General features: G+C 76.1%; 13 protein-coding genes. 5 read left to right on the top strand and 8 right to left on the bottom strand.

Features of this window, described 5'->3' with window-relative positions; all coding sequences use genetic code 11:
- Positions 1-82 precede the first annotated feature (82 nt).
- On the top strand, positions 83-637 hold the full coding sequence (locus ABD994_RS05260) for a PadR family transcriptional regulator (RefSeq protein ID WP_345411433.1): 555 nt from the start codon (positions 83-85) through the stop codon (positions 635-637).
- The gene (locus ABD994_RS05255) at positions 634-1,869 is read left to right on the top strand and encodes a cytochrome P450 (protein WP_345411431.1); all 1,236 of its coding nucleotides are present in this window, start codon (positions 634-636) and stop codon (positions 1,867-1,869) included. Before ABD994_RS05260 ends, ABD994_RS05255 begins: the two co-directional genes overlap by 4 nt.
- An 8-nt stretch (positions 1,870-1,877) precedes the next feature.
- Here the strand turns inward: ABD994_RS05255 and ABD994_RS05250 are convergent, their stop codons facing one another.
- From ABD994_RS05250 to ABD994_RS05235, 4 genes are all read right to left on the bottom strand, one after another.
- Positions 1,878-2,633, bottom strand: a complete 756-nt coding sequence (locus ABD994_RS05250) for an ANTAR domain-containing protein (protein ID WP_345411429.1) — start codon at positions 2,631-2,633, stop codon at positions 1,878-1,880.
- A gap of 136 nt (positions 2,634-2,769) precedes the next feature.
- Positions 2,770-4,434, bottom strand: coding sequence for an acetolactate synthase large subunit (locus ABD994_RS05245; protein ID WP_345411427.1), 1,665 nt, complete (start codon positions 4,432-4,434; stop codon positions 2,770-2,772).
- 104 nt (positions 4,435-4,538) lie between these two features.
- Positions 4,539-7,034 carry a cutinase family protein gene (locus tag ABD994_RS05240; RefSeq protein ID WP_345411425.1) on the bottom strand — a complete coding sequence of 832 codons (2,496 nt, stop codon included), beginning with the start codon at positions 7,032-7,034 and terminating at the stop codon, positions 4,539-4,541.
- A gap of 137 nt (positions 7,035-7,171) precedes the next feature.
- Positions 7,172-9,271, bottom strand: coding sequence for a S9 family peptidase (locus tag ABD994_RS05235; protein WP_345411423.1), 2,100 nt, complete (start codon positions 9,269-9,271; stop codon positions 7,172-7,174).
- Positions 9,272-9,330: 59 nt separating this feature from the next.
- Between ABD994_RS05235 and ABD994_RS05230 the strand changes: the two genes are divergently transcribed.
- Positions 9,331-10,359 carry a tryptophan--tRNA ligase gene (locus ABD994_RS05230; protein WP_345411421.1) on the top strand — a complete coding sequence of 343 codons (1,029 nt, stop codon included), beginning with the start codon at positions 9,331-9,333 and terminating at the stop codon, positions 10,357-10,359.
- Positions 10,360-10,366: 7 nt separating this feature from the next.
- Here the strand turns inward: ABD994_RS05230 and ABD994_RS05225 are convergent, their stop codons facing one another.
- Both ABD994_RS05225 and ABD994_RS05220 read right to left on the bottom strand, forming a co-directional pair.
- Positions 10,367-10,657 carry a hypothetical protein gene (locus ABD994_RS05225; RefSeq protein ID WP_345411419.1) on the bottom strand — a complete coding sequence of 97 codons (291 nt, stop codon included), beginning with the start codon at positions 10,655-10,657 and terminating at the stop codon, positions 10,367-10,369.
- Between the two features lie 226 nt (positions 10,658-10,883).
- A complete protein-coding gene (locus tag ABD994_RS05220; RefSeq protein ID WP_345411417.1) occupies positions 10,884-11,318 on the bottom strand; it encodes an HIT family protein in 435 nt (144 codons plus the stop codon).
- 59 nt (positions 11,319-11,377) lie between these two features.
- On the opposite strand from ABD994_RS05220, the gene ABD994_RS05215 reads away from it, so the two are divergent.
- Both ABD994_RS05215 and ABD994_RS05210 read left to right on the top strand, forming a co-directional pair.
- Positions 11,378-12,079, top strand: a complete 702-nt coding sequence (locus tag ABD994_RS05215; protein ID WP_345411413.1) for a type 1 glutamine amidotransferase — start codon at positions 11,378-11,380, stop codon at positions 12,077-12,079.
- Positions 12,076-13,017 carry a TIGR03854 family LLM class F420-dependent oxidoreductase gene (locus ABD994_RS05210; protein WP_345411411.1) on the top strand — a complete coding sequence of 314 codons (942 nt, stop codon included), beginning with the start codon at positions 12,076-12,078 and terminating at the stop codon, positions 13,015-13,017. Before ABD994_RS05215 ends, ABD994_RS05210 begins: the two co-directional genes overlap by 4 nt.
- A 4-nt stretch (positions 13,018-13,021) precedes the next feature.
- Here ABD994_RS05210 and ABD994_RS05205 read toward each other — a convergent pair whose 3' ends face one another.
- On the bottom strand, positions 13,022-13,456 hold the full coding sequence (locus tag ABD994_RS05205; RefSeq protein ID WP_425550021.1) for a pyridoxamine 5'-phosphate oxidase family protein: 435 nt from the start codon (positions 13,454-13,456) through the stop codon (positions 13,022-13,024).
- A gap of 35 nt (positions 13,457-13,491) precedes the next feature.
- On the bottom strand, positions 13,492-15,201 hold the full coding sequence (locus ABD994_RS05200) for a hypothetical protein (protein ID WP_345411409.1): 1,710 nt from the start codon (positions 15,199-15,201) through the stop codon (positions 13,492-13,494).
- Between the last annotated feature and the right edge of the window lie 197 nt (positions 15,202-15,398).

Here is a 15,398-nt window from a genome sequence, read left to right as displayed (position 1 = left end):
CCGCCCCGCGGCCGCCGACGCGCGGTGTCGAGCAGATCACCCCAGGTGGCGGGTCAGCGGTACCTAGGTCACGCTGACCTATGTGTGGGTGGACGTCCTGCTGCTGAGCCAGCTCGCCCAGCGGCCGTCGCACGGCTACGAGCTGCGGCGCCGCGTCGAGGCCACGACCGGCATCAAGCTGCACAACAACTCGCTCTACCCGGCGCTGCGCCGCTTCGGCGAGGCCGGCGCCGTCACCCGCACCCTCGAGCCGCAGGAGGGCCGGCCGCCGCGGCACGTCTACACGCTCACCGACGTGGGTCGGGAGCTGCTGCACGACCAGCTGGCCGACCTGCCCGACGAGCTCGCCGGCGACGAGGCCGAGTTCCTCGCCCGCCTCGCCGGGTTCGGGCGGCTCGACGCCACCGAGCGCCGCGGCGTCCTCGCCGCACGGGGCCGGGTGCTGGCCGAGCGCCGCACCCGCCTCGCGGGACTGGCCGAGGCGGCCGCCGCGTCACCCGACGCGCCCGGCGACCCCTGGGCCGCCCTCGTCCTCGACGAGGTGCTGCGCCGCACGCGCGAGGAGCAGGCCTGGCTCGACCGCCTCACGGCCCGGGCCACCAGCACGGACCCGACCGACACCGAGGAGATGCCGTGACCACCATCGCCACCTCGACCGAGCACGACGACGCCCCGGACCTGCCCCGGCTGCCGTTCCCGCGCGCCGGTGTGCTGACGATCTCGCCGCTGTACGCGCGGCTGCGCGAGGCCGGCCCGGTCACACGCGTCCGGACGCCCGCGGGCGACGTGGCGTGGCTGGCGACCCGCTACGAGGAGGCCAAGGCGCTGTTCGCCGACCGCCGGCTCGGGCGCTCCCACCCGCGGCCCGAGGAGGCCCCGCGTGTCTCCGACGCCGGCGTCATGTCCGGGCCCAGCGGCGACCACGAGCACGAGGACGCCGACCACACCGCCATGCGCCGCCTGCTCACGCCGGCGTTCTCGGCCAAGCGCATGCGCCGCCTGCACGACCGCGTCGCCGAGCTCGCCGAGGGCCTCGTCGACGACCTCGTGGCCGGCGGCTCTCCCGCCGACCTGCACGCCGCGTTCTCGGTACCGCTGCCGATCTTCGTGATCTGCGAGCTGCTCGGGGTGCCGGTGGCGGACCGCGCGTACTTCAAGGGCCTCTCCGAGCGCATGGCCACCCTCACGGGCGACGACCCGGCCGTGGCCCGCGCCGAGTTCGAGCGCTACACGGCCTCGCTGGCCGACGCCAAGCGCGCCGAGCCCGGGGAGGACGTCATCTCCGACCTCGTCGCCGCCCAGGCCGACGACCCGCGCCTGACGGACACGCGCGTCGCGGAGCTCACCGCCGGCCTGCTGTTCGCGGGCCACGAGACGACGGTCAACCGGCTCTCCCTCGGGGTCGTCCTGCTGCTGGTGAACCCGGAGGTCCGCGACCGGCTGGTCGCCGACCCGGCGGGCTCGGTCGACGGCGTCGTCGAGGAGGTGCTGCGGCTGGCCGAGCCGGGCGGGATGGGGCTGCTGCGCTACGCCCACGAGGACGTCACCGTCGGCGAGGGCGACGACCGGGTCACCATCCCCCGCGGCGACGCCGTCATGATCGTCACGAGCGCGGCCAACCGCGACGACGGCGCGTTCGACGACGCCGACCGCTTCGACATGGACCGCTCGCCGAACCCGCACCTGTCGTTCGGGCACGGGCCGCACTTCTGCATCGGCGCGAGCCTCGCCCGCACCGAGCTCCGGGTGGGCCTGACGACGCTGTTCAGCCGGCTGCCCGGGCTGCGCCTGGCGGTGGACCCCGAGTCGCTGACCCTGCACACCGAGCGCCTCACCGGCGGGCTGGACCGGCTGCCCGTCACCTGGTGACGGCTCGGCTAGAGCTCCTCGCGCCGGGTCACGAGCGTCTCGGCGACCTCGCGGAGCTTGACGTTGAGGTCCTGCGACGTGCGGCGCAGCACGTCGAAGGCCTCGTCGGAGGTCAGGCCGCGGCGTTCCATGAGGACGCCCTTGGCCTGGCCGATGACGTCGCGGCTCTGCAGGGCCTCCCGGAGCTGCGAGACGCGCAGCTCGGAGGCGGTGCGGGCCTGCACCGCCGAGATCGCGGTGGCGGCGTGGGCGGCGAGCAGGAGCGCGTGGTCGCGGTCGGCCTCGTCGAGCCCGTCGGGCGACCACGAGTAGAAGTTCAGCGCCCCGAAGCGCGGTGGGGAGCCGCCGGGGAACATGCCGGTGGAGAGCACCGCGCCGAGGCCGAGATCGCCGGCGGACCGTGGCCCGAACGTCGGCCAGGTGGCGTCGCCGCCCTCGAGGCGGTCCATGGCCGTGCCGACGCCGGTGCTGTGCATCGCCGTGTGGCTCGGGCCCTCGCCGACCTCGTCCTGCAGGGCGTCGGCCTTCTGGGCGACCGGGTCGCTGGCCGCGACCGTGTCGAGGCGGCCGTCCGGGTTGCGCAGCACCACCGACACGACGTCCGCGCCGGGGACCACCGCCCGGGCGGACTCGACGACCCGCTCGACGACACCGACAACGCCGGTCTCGGGGGGCGCGGCGAACAACGCGTCGGCGAGGTCGACGAACGCTGCGGCGAGCGCCGAGGAGATCTCGCCGGACTCCGACGTGCTGCCGAGGGTCATCGTGGTGGCACCTTCGCGGACGGGCGGGACGGGGACGTGGTCGAGGAGAAAGTATCCGCGACGGCACCGCTCGCGCAGTGACCCGGTCCGCACTCCCCGCCCCGACCCCGCCCCGACCCTGCCCGGGGGGCCCGGACTACCGCGCGATGAGCTGCCCGAGGCGCTTGGTGAGCTTGACGTTCTCGGAGTAGTCGACCGGCACGACGATCACCGACGGCTTGTCGCGGCGGTCGAACGCCTCCTTGAGCGCGGGGCGGAACTCGTCGGCCGACTCGATGCGCCGGGCGTGGCAGCCGAGGCCCTCGGAGATCCCCACGAGGTCGGGCGTCCTGAACTCCGTGCCGAAGTGGTGCCCGAACTCCACCTCCTGCTTCCAGGAGATGAGCCCGTAGTCGTTGTCCTCCCACACCACGTTGACCGGCGCGACGCCCAGGCGCGTGGCCGTGGCGAGCTCGGCCATGTTCATCATGAAGCCGCCGTCGCCGGAGATCGCGACCACGCGGCGGTCCGGCTCCACCAGCGACGCCGACACCCCGCCCGGGACGGCGATGCCCATGGAGCAGAAGCCGTTGGAGATGATGCAGGAGTTCGGCGAGTACGTCGGGTAGTGCCGCGCGACCCACATCTTGTGGGCCCCCACGTCGCTGATGAGGATGTCCTCGTCGTCCATCTCGGCGCGCAGCTCGGCGAGGATGCGCTGCGGCTTCATCGGGAAGTCGCCCGTCTCGGCCTCCGCCGACGCGCCGGCCTCGGTGATCTCGTCGGTGAGCGCCTGCCGGGTGCGCCGGTGCAGCTCGATGTCCGGGTAGCGGTGCGCCTCGGTGAGGCCCTCGTTGATCGCCCACAGCGCGGCCGCCACGTCGCCGACGATCTCGACGGTGGGCCGGTAGGCGTCGTCGACCTCGGCGGGGTCGAAGTCGATGTGCAGCAGACGCTTGGTGCGGCCGATGTTCCAGCGCGCGGGCGGCCACTCGACCATGTCGTAGCCGACGGCGATGACGAGGTCGGCGGCCTCGAACACCTCGGTGACGTAGTCGCGCGAGCCGAGACCGACCGCGTAGAGGCTGCGCTCGTGGCGGTCGGACAGCGCGCCCTTGCCCATGAACGTCATGCCGGCGTAGATGCCGGTGGTCTCGACGAAGCGCTGCAGCTGGCGGCTCACTCGCGTGCGCACGCAGCCCTGGCCGACGAGCAGGACCGGCCGCTCGGCGCGGGCGATGAGGTCGAGCGCCGCCTCGATCGACTTCTCGTCGGGCACCGGCCGGCGCACCTTCTCCGGCGGCACGATCGGCGCGGCGCCCTCGACCTCGTGCTTGGCGATGTCCTCGGGCAGCTCGACGTGGGTCGCGCCCGGCTTCTCCGCGACGGCCAGCTTGAAGGCCTTGCGCAGGACCTCCGGGATCGTGGTCTCGTCACGCAGCGACGTCGTCCACTTGGTGATCGGCGAGAACATGTTGACCACGTTCATCGCCTGGTGCGACTCCTTGTGCAGGCGCGTCGTCGCGCCCTGCCCGGTGACGGCGACGACCGGGGAGTTGTCCATGTTGGCGTTGGCGACGCCGGTGACGAGGTTGGACGCGCCCGGGCCGAGCGTCGACAGGCACACGCCGGGGTGTCCGGTCAGGCGCCCGTAGACATCGGCCATGAACGCGGCGCCGGCCTCGTGGTGCGTCGCGACGAAGCGCACCGAGGAGTCGCGCATCGACATGAGCAGGTCGGCGTTCTCCTCGCCGGGGACGCCGAAGACGTACTCGACGCCCTCGGCCTCGAGGCACTTCATGAACAGGTCGCTGGCCCTCATGTGTCGGTCCCACTCCCGGAGATCGGCGCGCTCGGATCCACGGTCAGGTGCCCAGGGAGCGCGCTCGGCACACTCCGGACCGATCAGGGCCGGGATCCCTCCCCTCACGGCCCGCTCGACGAGGCGGGACGCGTCGGCGCGGTGCGACCGCGCGAGCTCGTGCCCGTGCCGGCACCGGTGTTGGACGCGTCCGTGCCGCCACCGCCCTCGGGGGTGCTCCCGGAGCCCGGCCCGTCGTCGTCGGTCGCGGCGCCGCCGTCGGTGGTGGCCGACTGCGCCGCGCCGGCGAGACCGGACACCGACTCGAGCGTCTCGCCGATCTTGAGGTCGTTGAGGAAGAGCTCCGCGGGACGGGCGTCGCCGGCGGGGTCGCGGTAGATGCCCGTCTTGAGGTAGTCGAACGAGTCGATCATCGTGCCGCGCGGCGGCCGGAAGCCGTTCAGCACCCGCTGGCCCTCGCGGTAGACGGAGACGGCGCCGCCGCCCTCCTCGAACCGGATGTCCATCTGCACGGCCAGGTTGCGGCCCGCCTGCACCGGGCCGAGGTCGCGGACCCGGTCACCGACGTTGGAGAGCCACAGGCGCCCGTCGACGATCTCCAGCGCGACCGGCGGCGAGGTGTTGGTGCCGCCGTCGTGGAGCTGCCAGACGACCTGCCAGCTGCGGGTGTCGACCGGGAAGTCGGCCGGCAGGAAGGCGCTGTAGCCGAAGAACAGGTGCTGGCCCGCGCGGATGTCCTGCGCCTCCTCCGGGCGGACCTCCGAGCGCTTGGCGCCGTCCGGGACCTCGAGCTTGACGACCCGCCGCCCGGGCACGTTGGGGCTGTCGACCTCGGCGGGGTTGCGCCCGCCGTCCTCGACGTTGCCGCCGTTGGAGTCCTGAAACCCGGTCAGCCCGGACGTCAGGGACCACAGCGCGTCCGTGACCTGCCCGGTGGACCCGCCCGCGCCGCCGCCCGCCGTGCCGCCGCCCGACCCGCCCGTGCCCGACCCGCCGCTGCCCGACCCGCCACCGTCCTGGTCCCCGTCGCCGGTCCTGTCAGCGCTGCCGGTGCTGCGGGTGCTGCCGGTGCTGCGGGTGCTGCCGGTGCTGTCTGGTCCGTCGTCCGAGGTCGTCGTCGACCGGGCCGGGGAGGACGAGCCCGGCGCGCGCGTGGACCGCGGCGCGGTGGTCGAGCCGCCCGAGCGTCCGGTGCCGCCACCGTCGCGGCGGGAGGCGGGCCCCTCGGCGGGGGGCGTCGTGGGGCGCGGCTGCCCCGACCCGGCGGTCGAGCCCCCGTCCGACCCGCCGCTCCCCGAACCACCGGCCGTGCCGCTGTCCGAGCCGGCGCTGCCGGGAGCCGAGGTCGGGGTGGCCGTTCCGCTCCCCGTGGCCCCGGGCTGCTCGTCGCCTCCCCCGGCCTTGCCGCCGCTGGTCCCGGGTGCCCGGGTCGAGGTGACCGCGCCGGACCCCGCCCTCCCGGGCTCGTCGTACCCGCCCCCGGCGCCCCCGTCCTCCGGGTAGGCGCCGTCGGTGCCGTCCGGCGCGGTCGACCCCGAAGCAGTCGTCCCGGGTGCGGTCGTCCCCGGCGCGGTCGTCCCGGGTGCGGTCGTCCCCGGTGCGGTCGTCCCCGGCGCGGTCGTCCCGGGTGCGGTCGTCCCGGGTGCGGTCGTCCCCGGCGTGCCGGTGCCCGGTGCGGTCGTCCCCGGCGCGACGGTGCCCGCTCCGGGCAGCCCGGTCGGTGCCGCGGAGCTGGTGCCGGCCGGCGCCGCCCCCGCCGGGGAGGTCTCCGCCGGCGGCAGGGCACTGACGAGCCGGCCCAGGGACTCCGACGCCCAGCGCGTCGCCGGGGTGTCCGCCGCGACCGTGAGCTGCAGGTAGTCGATGTGCGCGGGCGCGGCGACGGCCTGCTCGAGCGGTGGCGGGGTGGTGCCCGCCGGCGTGGCGCACACCGGGTCCTGCGGGGCGCAGACCTCGATGGTGCGGCTGCGCAGCGTCCCGAACCCGCCCGGCCGCGCCGGGAACACGCCCTGCCCCGTGACGCCGTCCGGGACGGTGCGCGCGGCCGCGTCGCGGGCGGGGTCGCCGAAGAGCCCCACGGCCACGACGCGGTCGGCCGGCACGCGCGTCTCCTGGCCGGACCCGATGCGCGAGGCGACGTCGCCCGCGACGTGCGCGCCCTGCGAGTAGCCGAAGAGCATCACGCGGCTGCCCGGGCACCCCGCCGCCTGGGCGGCGACCTGGTCGGCCAGCGCCGTCGCGGCCTGCTGCTCGCTCGCGGCGTAGGACGCGCCGGCCTCGGGGCCGGGGACGGCGACCACCGCGAGCCGTGGCCCGACCTGCTGCACGAGCGGGTCGGTGACGGCGGCGAGCGTGTCGCCACCGGCGGCGCCGGCACCGTTGACCGCGAAGAGCGTGACGTCGCGGCACTCGGCGGGCGCGCCCGGCGCCGCGAGCGTCACCACCCCCGTGCCGACCCCCGTACTGACCACGCCCGCCCCCACCAGCAGCGTCGCCGCCAGGGCCGCCACCGCCGCGAGCAGGCCCACGGGACGGCGACGCGGAGCCGACCTCCGGCCCATCGCCGCCCACGGGTCGCCGCCCGGCACCGACCGCCGCATCCTCGCCCTCCGCCGGCAGGACCCGACCGCGGCCGGGGCGTGGCGGGTCGCCGCGCCCGATCAGCTTCGGCGAGCGTCGTCGGGCGCGGGTGCGGTTCCGCCGAACCCGTCGAAGGTCTTCGCGATCGCAAAGGCCCCTACCCCAGGGCCTCTCGCAGGAACGACACCTGGAGCAGGAGCAGGTTCTCCGCGACGACCTCCTGCGGGGTCATGTGCGTGACCCCGGACAGCGGCAGGACGGTGTGCGGGTAGCCCGCCGCGAGCAGCGACGACGAGAGCTGCAGGGTGTGTGCGGCGACCACGTTGTCGTCGGCCAGCCCGTGGACCAGCATCAACGGCCGCACGGGGCTCGCCGTGGCGGGGTCGCCGAGCAGCGAGGTCCGGGCGTAGGCCTCCGGGTCCTCGTCGGGGTGGCCGAGGTAGCGCTCGGTGTAGTGGGTGTCGTAGAGGCGCCAGTCGGTGACGGGCGCGCCCGCCACCGCCGCGTGGAAGACGTCGGGCCGGCGCAGCACGGCCAGGGCCGCCAGGTACCCGCCGAACGACCAGCCCCGGATGCCGACGCGGTCGAGGTCGAGGTCGCCGACCTGCTCGGCCGCCGCGTGCAGGGCCGCCACCTGGTCGTCGAGCACCGGGCCCGCGACGTCGCCGCGGACCGCGCGCTCGTAGGCCGGGCCGCGCCCGGGCGTCCCGCGCCCGTCGGCGACCACCACCGCGAACCCCTGGTCGGCGAACCACTGGCTGGTCAGGAACGCCCCGCGCGCCGCGAGCACGCGCTGCGAGTGCGGGCCGCCGTACGGGTCGAGCAGCACCGGGAGCTTCGCCGAGCCCGGCACGTGCCCGCGCGGGAGCAGCACGGCCACCGACGGACCGCCCGCCGCCGTCGCCACCCGGCGCACGGCGGGCTCCAGCCCCGGCGACAGCGCGTGCGACGCGACGGGCAGCGTGCTGCCGTCGGCGCGCAGCACGGTCGTGCGCGTGCCGTCGCTGTCGAGGTCGCCACCGGCCAGCACGGTCGTCCCGCCCGCGCGCCGCCCCGACCAGACGCCGTACGCCGGCGAGACGCGCCGGGCGCCCTCCCGGCGCGACCACGCCCACACCGTCACGTCCTCGGGCCGCTCGGAGGCGGTGACGAGCACGGTCTCTCCGTCGACGTCGGCCACCCCGCGCACCTGCAGCCCGGGCGGCGTCACGGGCTCGTCGTCGACGAGCAGGCGGCGGGTGTCGTCCCGGTCGCCGCAGCGCACGAGGGCGCCGTCGGGCAGGTGCGCGGGGACGCCGGCGACCAGGTCCACCCAGTCGTCGTCGACCTCGCCCGCGACGCGCTCGGCGGCGCCGGTGTCGGGGTCGACACGCAGCACGTCGACGCGGCGCTGGTCGCGGGTCGACACGGTGACGAGCAGGTCGTGGGTGTCCCAGCCGACGTCGGCGAGGTACTCGGTGCCCGCGGGCAGCTCGACGGGGACGCGCGTGCCGTCGAGGTCGACGAGGTGCAGCGACACGGCCGCGTTGGGGGTGCCGGCGGCCGGGTAGGGCATCTCGGTGGGGCGCCGCTCGGGGTGGGCGGGGTCGGCGATCCACCAGCGCGTCACCGGCGCGTCGTCGACGCGGGCGACCGCGAGCTGCGAGCCGTCCGGCGACCACCAGTAGCCCCGGTAGCGGTTCATCTCCTCGGCGGCGACGAACTCGGCCAGCCCCCACGTCACCCCGAGCCCGTCCGCCGCCTCCGGCCCCGCGAGGACGTGGGTGGTCGCGGTCGCGCGCTCGTGGACGTGCAGCGTGCCGCCGCGCACGAACGCCACCCGGGCCCCGGTGGGGTCGGGACGCGGGTCGACCACCGGGCCGTCGACGGGGAGCGCCTCGGGGCGCGCCCCCGGGGCGAGGTCGACGGTGAACGCGCGGCCCGAGAGCACGAACACGGCGAGCCGGGCGGCCGCGTCGAGGGCGTACTCCACGACGCCGCCGGACTGCTCGCGCACCCGCTCGCGGCGGGCGCGCTCCTCGGGCGGGAGGTCCTCCTCGCCCGGGACGTCGAGGTCGCGGGGGTCGACCAGGACGTGCTCCTCGCCGGTCGCCACGTCGAGCAGCCACAGGCAGGTCACCGGGTCGTCGCCGGCCCGGCTGCGCAGCAGGACCACGCGGGCGCCGTCCGGGGAGACCGACGGGCGCCGGGGCGCCCCGAGCGTGAAGCGGCGCGTCGCGGCCTGGCGGCGGGGGAAGCTGGCCTGGGGATCGGGCACGGTGAGCAGTCTGCCCTCGACGCGGCAACCCGGTCGCACCCCTTGGCTACCCTCGAGGGGTGGCGGAGACGGAACGACGCAAGATCGCCCTGACCGGGATCAAGCCGAGCGGCGAGCCGCACCTGGGCAACTTCGTCGGGGCCATCCGCCCGGCGCTCGAGCTCGCCCGCACGGCCGACTTCGACTCGCGCTACTTCATCGCCGACCACCACGCCCTCACGGGCACGCCGGCGGCCGGCGACATCGCCGCGTGGACGCGCTCCGTCGCCGCCACCTGGATCGCCGCCGGGCTCGACCCGGAGCGCACGGTCTTCTACAAGCAGTCCGACGTCCCCGAGACCTTCGAGCTGACCTGGATCCTGTCCTGCGTCACCGGCAAGGGCCTGATGAACCGCGCCCACGCCTACAAGGCGGCGCGCGACCGCAACGTCGCCGCGGGCGAGGACCCGGACGCCGGCATCAACATGGGCCTCTACGAGTACCCGGTGCTCATGGCCGCGGACATCCTGATCATGGATGCCGACCTCGTGCCGGTGGGACGCGACCAGCTCCAGCACGTCGAGATCGCCGCCGACGTCGCCGGCAGCTTCAACCACCGCTACGGCGAGGGTCACCGCCTGCGCGTCCCCGAGGCCGTCGTGCCGCCGGAGACGACGGGCCACACGCTGCCCGGTCTCGACGGCCGCAAGATGAGCAAGTCCTACGACAACTACATCCCGCTGTTCCTGCCGGCCGCGAAGCTCAAGAAGCTGGTGCGGCGCATCCCGACCGACTCCACGCCGGTCGAGGCCCCGAAGGACCCGGACTCGTCCGCGGTGTTCCAGATCCTCGCGCAGTTCGCCGAGCCCGACGTCGTGGCTGACACCCGCAAGCGCCTCGAGGCCGGCGGCGTGGGCTGGGGCGACCTGAAGAACCAGCTCGCCGACGTGCTCGAGGTGCAGCTCGGCCCGATGCGGGCACGCTACGACGAGCTCGTCGCCCCCGGCAGCGAGCTGGACGCGATCCTCGCCCGTGGCGGCGAGATCGCCCGCGAGCAGGCCGCACGGACGCTGCGTGGTGTGCGGCGGGCCGTCGGCGTCGAGGTCTAGGGGCGAGCTAGCCGATCGTCTCGCGGTCGGCGACCTCCGCCTGCGGCCGCGGGGCCGGCAGGCCGGCGACGAGACCGTCCCAGCCGCCGCGGCGGCCGAGCTCGGCGGGCGTCTCGGGGACCTCGGGCAGGTCGCCCAGCCACAGGCGCAGCGGCCCGGTGTCGAGGGGACGCAGCGCGCCTCCCGGGTCGGTGGCCTCGGCGCGGCGCCGCAGCCACGTGCCGAGCATCAGCGCGGTGACGAGCGAGGCGGCGCACCAGCCGACCACCAGGACGGCGACCCACACGAGGAGCGGCACGGGGACCTCCGGAACGTCGGCGAGGAGCAAGTGACCCAGCGTGCTCGACGGACCACCGCGTGCGTTCCCGCTGAGGATGACAGGTCCGGGCGACCCGCGGGTAGCTCCTCACTCGATCGGAGGGCTTTCCGGGCGACCGTCCGGCGGCCGTCACGCACCGCTCACGGGCCTCGGCGACCGCCGGGCGTGCGTACGGCCCCGCTCGACGCCTCGTCGGCCCCTCGGGTCAACCGTCGTGTCGGGTCGCATCCAGAGCAGCCGCGATACGCCGAGCAACGTCGGCCGACTCGTCCGGGGAGCCGTACGGGTGGCGCGGTCCCAGGAAGAACCGGAGCCCGTCCTTCGGGCGGCGCGGGATCACGTGCAGGTGCAGGTGGGGCACCGACTGGCTGATCACGTTGTTGATCAGCACCAGCGAGCCCGGCGCCTCCATCGCCGACTCGACGGCGCGCTCGAGCCGCTGGGCGAGGGCCGTGAAGTCCGGGAGCTCGTCGGCAGGCAGGTCGGCGAGGGTCGTGAGGTGGGTCCGCGGCACGAGCAGCACGTGGCCGTGGAACACCGGGGACTTGTCGAGGAAGGCCACCGTCCGCTCGCCGGAGTGCACGACGTCGGCCGCGGCGTCGCCGGCGATGATCGCGCAGAACGCACACGGCTTGGCCACGGCGGAAGCCTCGCACGGGTCGCTGCGTTCACCACGGTATGGGTGTGCCGAGGATGCTGGTGATCGGACACGAGGTCGACCCGGAGACGGTGCTCGTGCAGGCGGGGACGCTCGCGAGCTGGGCCGCCGACCGGGGTGTCGAGATCGTGCCGGGGGTGGCCGGCGGGCCGCTGCCCGATCCCTCGACCGTCGACGCGGTGGCCGTCCTCGGCTCGATCCGCGGCGCGTGGGACGACACCGTGCCGTGGCTGGCCGACGAGATCGCCTACCTGCGGCGGGCAATCGCCGCCGGCGTCCCGCTGCTGGGCATCTGCTTCGGCGGGCAGCTGCTGGCGCGCGTGCTCGGCGGCAGCGCGAACGCCGCCGACGGCCGGCACGAGAACGGCTGGCACGAGATCACCACCCTCGCCCCCGACGTCGTCGCCCCGGGCCCGTGGATGGAGTTCCACTTCGACAGCCTCACCCCACCGCCGCGGGCCGAGGTCCTGGCGGTGTCCGAGCGGTGCACCCAGGCGTTCCGCGACGGCGTCCACCTCGGCGTGCAGTTCCACCCGGAGATCACCCCCGCCGAGTACGAGACGTGGGTGGCGCGCTGGACGGGCACCCCGCTGGAGGACCGGCTGCCCGAGCTGGGCGTGGACACCGACGCCCTGCGCGCCGAGACGGCCGCGCGGGCCGAGCAGTCGCGGGCGGCGAGCTGGGTGCTCTTCGACGCGTTCGGCGACCGCGCCGGGCTCCTGGCCGGGGCGGCCGTGCGATGAGCGCCGCCACCGAGGTGGCCCCGCTCGGGGACGCGACGATGAAGGTCCGGATCGGCATCGGCGCCGGGCCCTCCCGTCGCGACCCGGCGGGGGCGACGCTCGAGCTCGTCGACGGCTGCGAGGAGCGCGGGATCGACTCGGTCTGGTTCCCCGACCGCGTCGCCGCGCCGACCGTCGAGCCGATCGTGGCCATGGCCTGGGCGGCGGCGCGCACGACGTCGCTCAAGGTCGGCAGCGGCGTGGTCGTCCTGCCCGGCCGCAACCCGGCCGTCGTGGCGGCCCAGCTCGCGTCGCTGGCCGCGCTCGCCCCGCGCCGCGTCCTGCCCGTGTTCGGCCTGCGCCCGGCCACCGCCGCGGAGCGCACCGTCTACCCCGTCCCCGGTCCGCGTGTCGCGGTGTTCGAGGAGGCCCTGATGGTGGTGCGCCGCCTGCTCACCGAGGAGTCGGTGACGTTCCACGGCGAGTTCTTCACGCTCGACGACGCCGTCGTCGAGCCGCGTCCCGAGCGCCCGCTGGACCTGTGGCTCGGCGGGCTCGTGCCGGCCGCGCTGCGCCGGGTCGGGCGGCTCGCCGACGGGTGGCTCGCGTCGTTCGTGACCCCGGCCGAGGCCGGCGCCGCCCGGGCGACGATCGCCGCGGCCGCCGACGAGGCCGGGCGCGCCGTCGAGGACGACCACTACGGCACCAACCTGCTCGTGCTCCCGCCCGGCACCTCCGCCGAGGACGCCGACCGGGCGCGGGCGTCGTCCGCGCACCGGCGGCCCGAGGTCGACCCCCGCGACCTCGTCGCCGACGGGTGGGACGCCGCCCGCGACCAGGTGCGGCGGTTCGTCGACGAGGGCATCACGAAGTTCGTCGTGCGTCCCGCGGCGGCGCCCGCGTCGTGGCCGGGGTTCCTCGACGAGTTCGCCGAGCACCTGGTGCCGCTGGAGACCTGACCTCCTACCGGCTGCCCAGCACCCTGGTGAGCGCGATCTCGAGCACGACGCGCGCCGGGTTCTCCCGCGGCGTGCGGTAGCGGCCGGCGTAGCGCTCCTCGGCGTCGGTGACCGAGGCCGGGTCGTCGCGCACCACCGCGAGGCCCTCCAGCGTCGACCACCGGGCCCGGTCGACCTGGCTGACCGCGACCCGGGCCCCGGCCTCCCCCGCCGCGCGGACGTGGCGCGCCTTCGCGCTGCCGCCCGAGGTGATGATCCGTGCCGTGGCCGTGTCGAGGTCGAGCGTCACGCCCACGGGCACGACGTGCGGCGAGCCGTCGCGGCGCAGGGTGGTGAGCGTGCACAGGTGCCGCTCGGTCCAGAACCGCGCGAACTCCTCGCCCCGCGCGTGCAGCTCGGCCGGCGTCACGGTCGGGGTCGGCCCGGGTGCGGAGGTCACGGTGCGATCGTGCCGTCCCGGCGTCGCTCCCGACGTCAGCGGGTCATGGTCGCGGTGAGCCAGGCCCAGAACCGCGGGTCGACCGGCGACGTCGTCGGCATGACCATCTGCGGCTCGACGTCGGCGGCACTCGTCCTCGGCGAGGAGCCGTCGCCGTCGGAGCTGCCACTGCCCTCGTCGGAGCTGCTGTTCGAGCTGCTGTCCGAGCCGCCCCCGGTGTCGCGGTCGCCCGACGAGACGGTGCGCCGCGAGGTCGGGCCGCTGCCCTCGCCGTCGTCGCTGCCGCTCGTGTCGGAGCGGGCGGTGGGCCGCGTGCTCGGGTCGGGCGACGAGTCGCTGGACGACTCCCGCGACCCGTCCGACCCCTCCGACGAGTCGACGGTCGCCCGGGTGCGCGTCGACGCCGTGCCGCCGTCGCTCGACGCCGTGGCGTCGCCGGCCGAGGCGGAGGCCGTGCCGTCGCCGGCCGAGGCGGTCGCCCGCCCCTGCGAGGCGGTGGCCGACCCGTCGCCGCCGCTGGCGCGCCCGGAGCGCTCGTCGGAGCCCGTGGTCGGGCGCACCGAGCCGGACTCGTCGTCCGCCGGCTGCGTGGTGGTGCCGCTGGGGCCGGAGCGGGTGCTGCGGTCCCCGGCGTCGGACCCGCGATCGGACGGCGTCGTCAGCGACGCCCCGGTGGTCGGGTCGACCGTGGTGGTCGTGCCGGTCTCGGGGTCGCGGGTCGTGGTGACGCCCGTCGAGGGGTCGGTGGTGGACTCCGGGCCCCGGTCGGCGTCGTCGCCCGCCGTGTCGCCACCCCGGCGGTCGCCGCCCGGGACGCTCGTCGCGTCGCTCGGCAGCGGCCAGCCCTCGGGGGTCGTCGCGGGCGCCGACCGGCGGTCCGCGTCGCCGTCACCGGCTGAGTCACCGCCGCCCGCGCCCGGCTCGCCGTACGTGGGCCAGCCCTCGGGCGTCGAGACCGGCGCGCCCGCGTCGGTGGGCAGCTCGAGCGTCGGGGCCGCGTCGGTCGTGGTCGCGCCGCCGGTGGTGGTCGGCGGCGTGTCCCCGGTGGGCTCCTGACGCCGCTCGGCGCCGCCGTCACGACCACCGTCACGACCACCGCCCCGACCCTCGCCCCGGCCGCGGTCCCCGTCTCCCCCGCCGTCTCCCCCACCGCCGCCACGACCCTCGCGGGAGCCCGTGGGCTCGTCGCGCGTGGGGTCGGGCAGCAGCGGCAGGTCGAGCACGGGCCCGCGGTCGTCGTCCTCGGTGGCGCGGGGCCTGCTCGCGGGGGGCTGGGTGGGGCCGGCCGCGCCGGTGTCGGGCGCGAGCGTCGGGCCCGGCGAGCTCTGCGCCCCCGGCAGCGGGACGGGGTCGAGCTCGGGGACCAGCTGGTCGAACCCCGGCGGGGGCGTCACGGGCGCCTCGGAGCCGGGCTCGCCCGGCGAGGCCTCCGGCGTGCCGACCGGGCGCGAGCCCGGCAGCGGGATGGGCGTCAGCGGCGGGGCCAGCTCGTCGGGGAGGGAGCCGTCGGGCGGCGCGCCGGACGGGGCCGCGTCGGGCAGCGCCTGCGGGTCGCCGTGCCCGCCGTCGCCGGTCGGAGAGGAGCCCGATCCGGGGTCGGGGGCGTCGGCGTCCGCCGAGGTCGTGGGCGCGTCGGTGGACGAGCCGGTGAGGCCCGCCGCGTCGTCACGGGGGCCGGGTGTCACCGTGCTGCCCACGCCGACCAGCGCCGCGACGAGCGCCACGGCGAACAGCCCGGTGACCACGATGTTCCGCGGTGTGCGGAACGGCCACGGTCGCGGACGCGGTGCCGGGTTCCAACCTCGGGACGAGGTGGACGGCATGACACCCCCCTTCGTGCACGAGCCCGCCCCCGACAGCGGTCCGCAGCCCCCTGTAGCTCCGGAGATCCGTACGGTACGCGCCGGGCGCCGCGAGGGTCAGTCGTTCGGAGATGAATCCG

It is taken from the genome of Actinomycetospora chlora (genome assembly GCF_039542135.1).
In the GTDB taxonomy this organism is placed as follows: domain Bacteria; phylum Actinomycetota; class Actinomycetes; order Mycobacteriales; family Pseudonocardiaceae; genus Actinomycetospora; species Actinomycetospora chlora.
Note: the sequence above shows the minus strand (reverse complement) of the source record. Positions and strands in the feature narration are given on the sequence as shown.

Excerpts from the sequence above, each read along its gene's own strand:
- ABD994_RS05240 (WP_345411425.1), bottom strand. The coding sequence starts at position 7,034 with ATGCGGCGGTCGGTGCCGGGCGGCGACCCGTGGGCGGCGATGGGCCGG.
- ABD994_RS05245 (WP_345411427.1), bottom strand. The coding sequence starts at position 4,434 with ATGAGGGCCAGCGACCTGTTCATGAAGTGCCTCGAGGCCGAGGGCGTC.
- ABD994_RS05210 (WP_345411411.1), top strand. The coding sequence starts at position 12,076 with ATGAGCGCCGCCACCGAGGTGGCCCCGCTCGGGGACGCGACGATGAAG.
- ABD994_RS05250 (WP_345411429.1), bottom strand. The coding sequence starts at position 2,633 with ATGACCCTCGGCAGCACGTCGGAGTCCGGCGAGATCTCCTCGGCGCTC.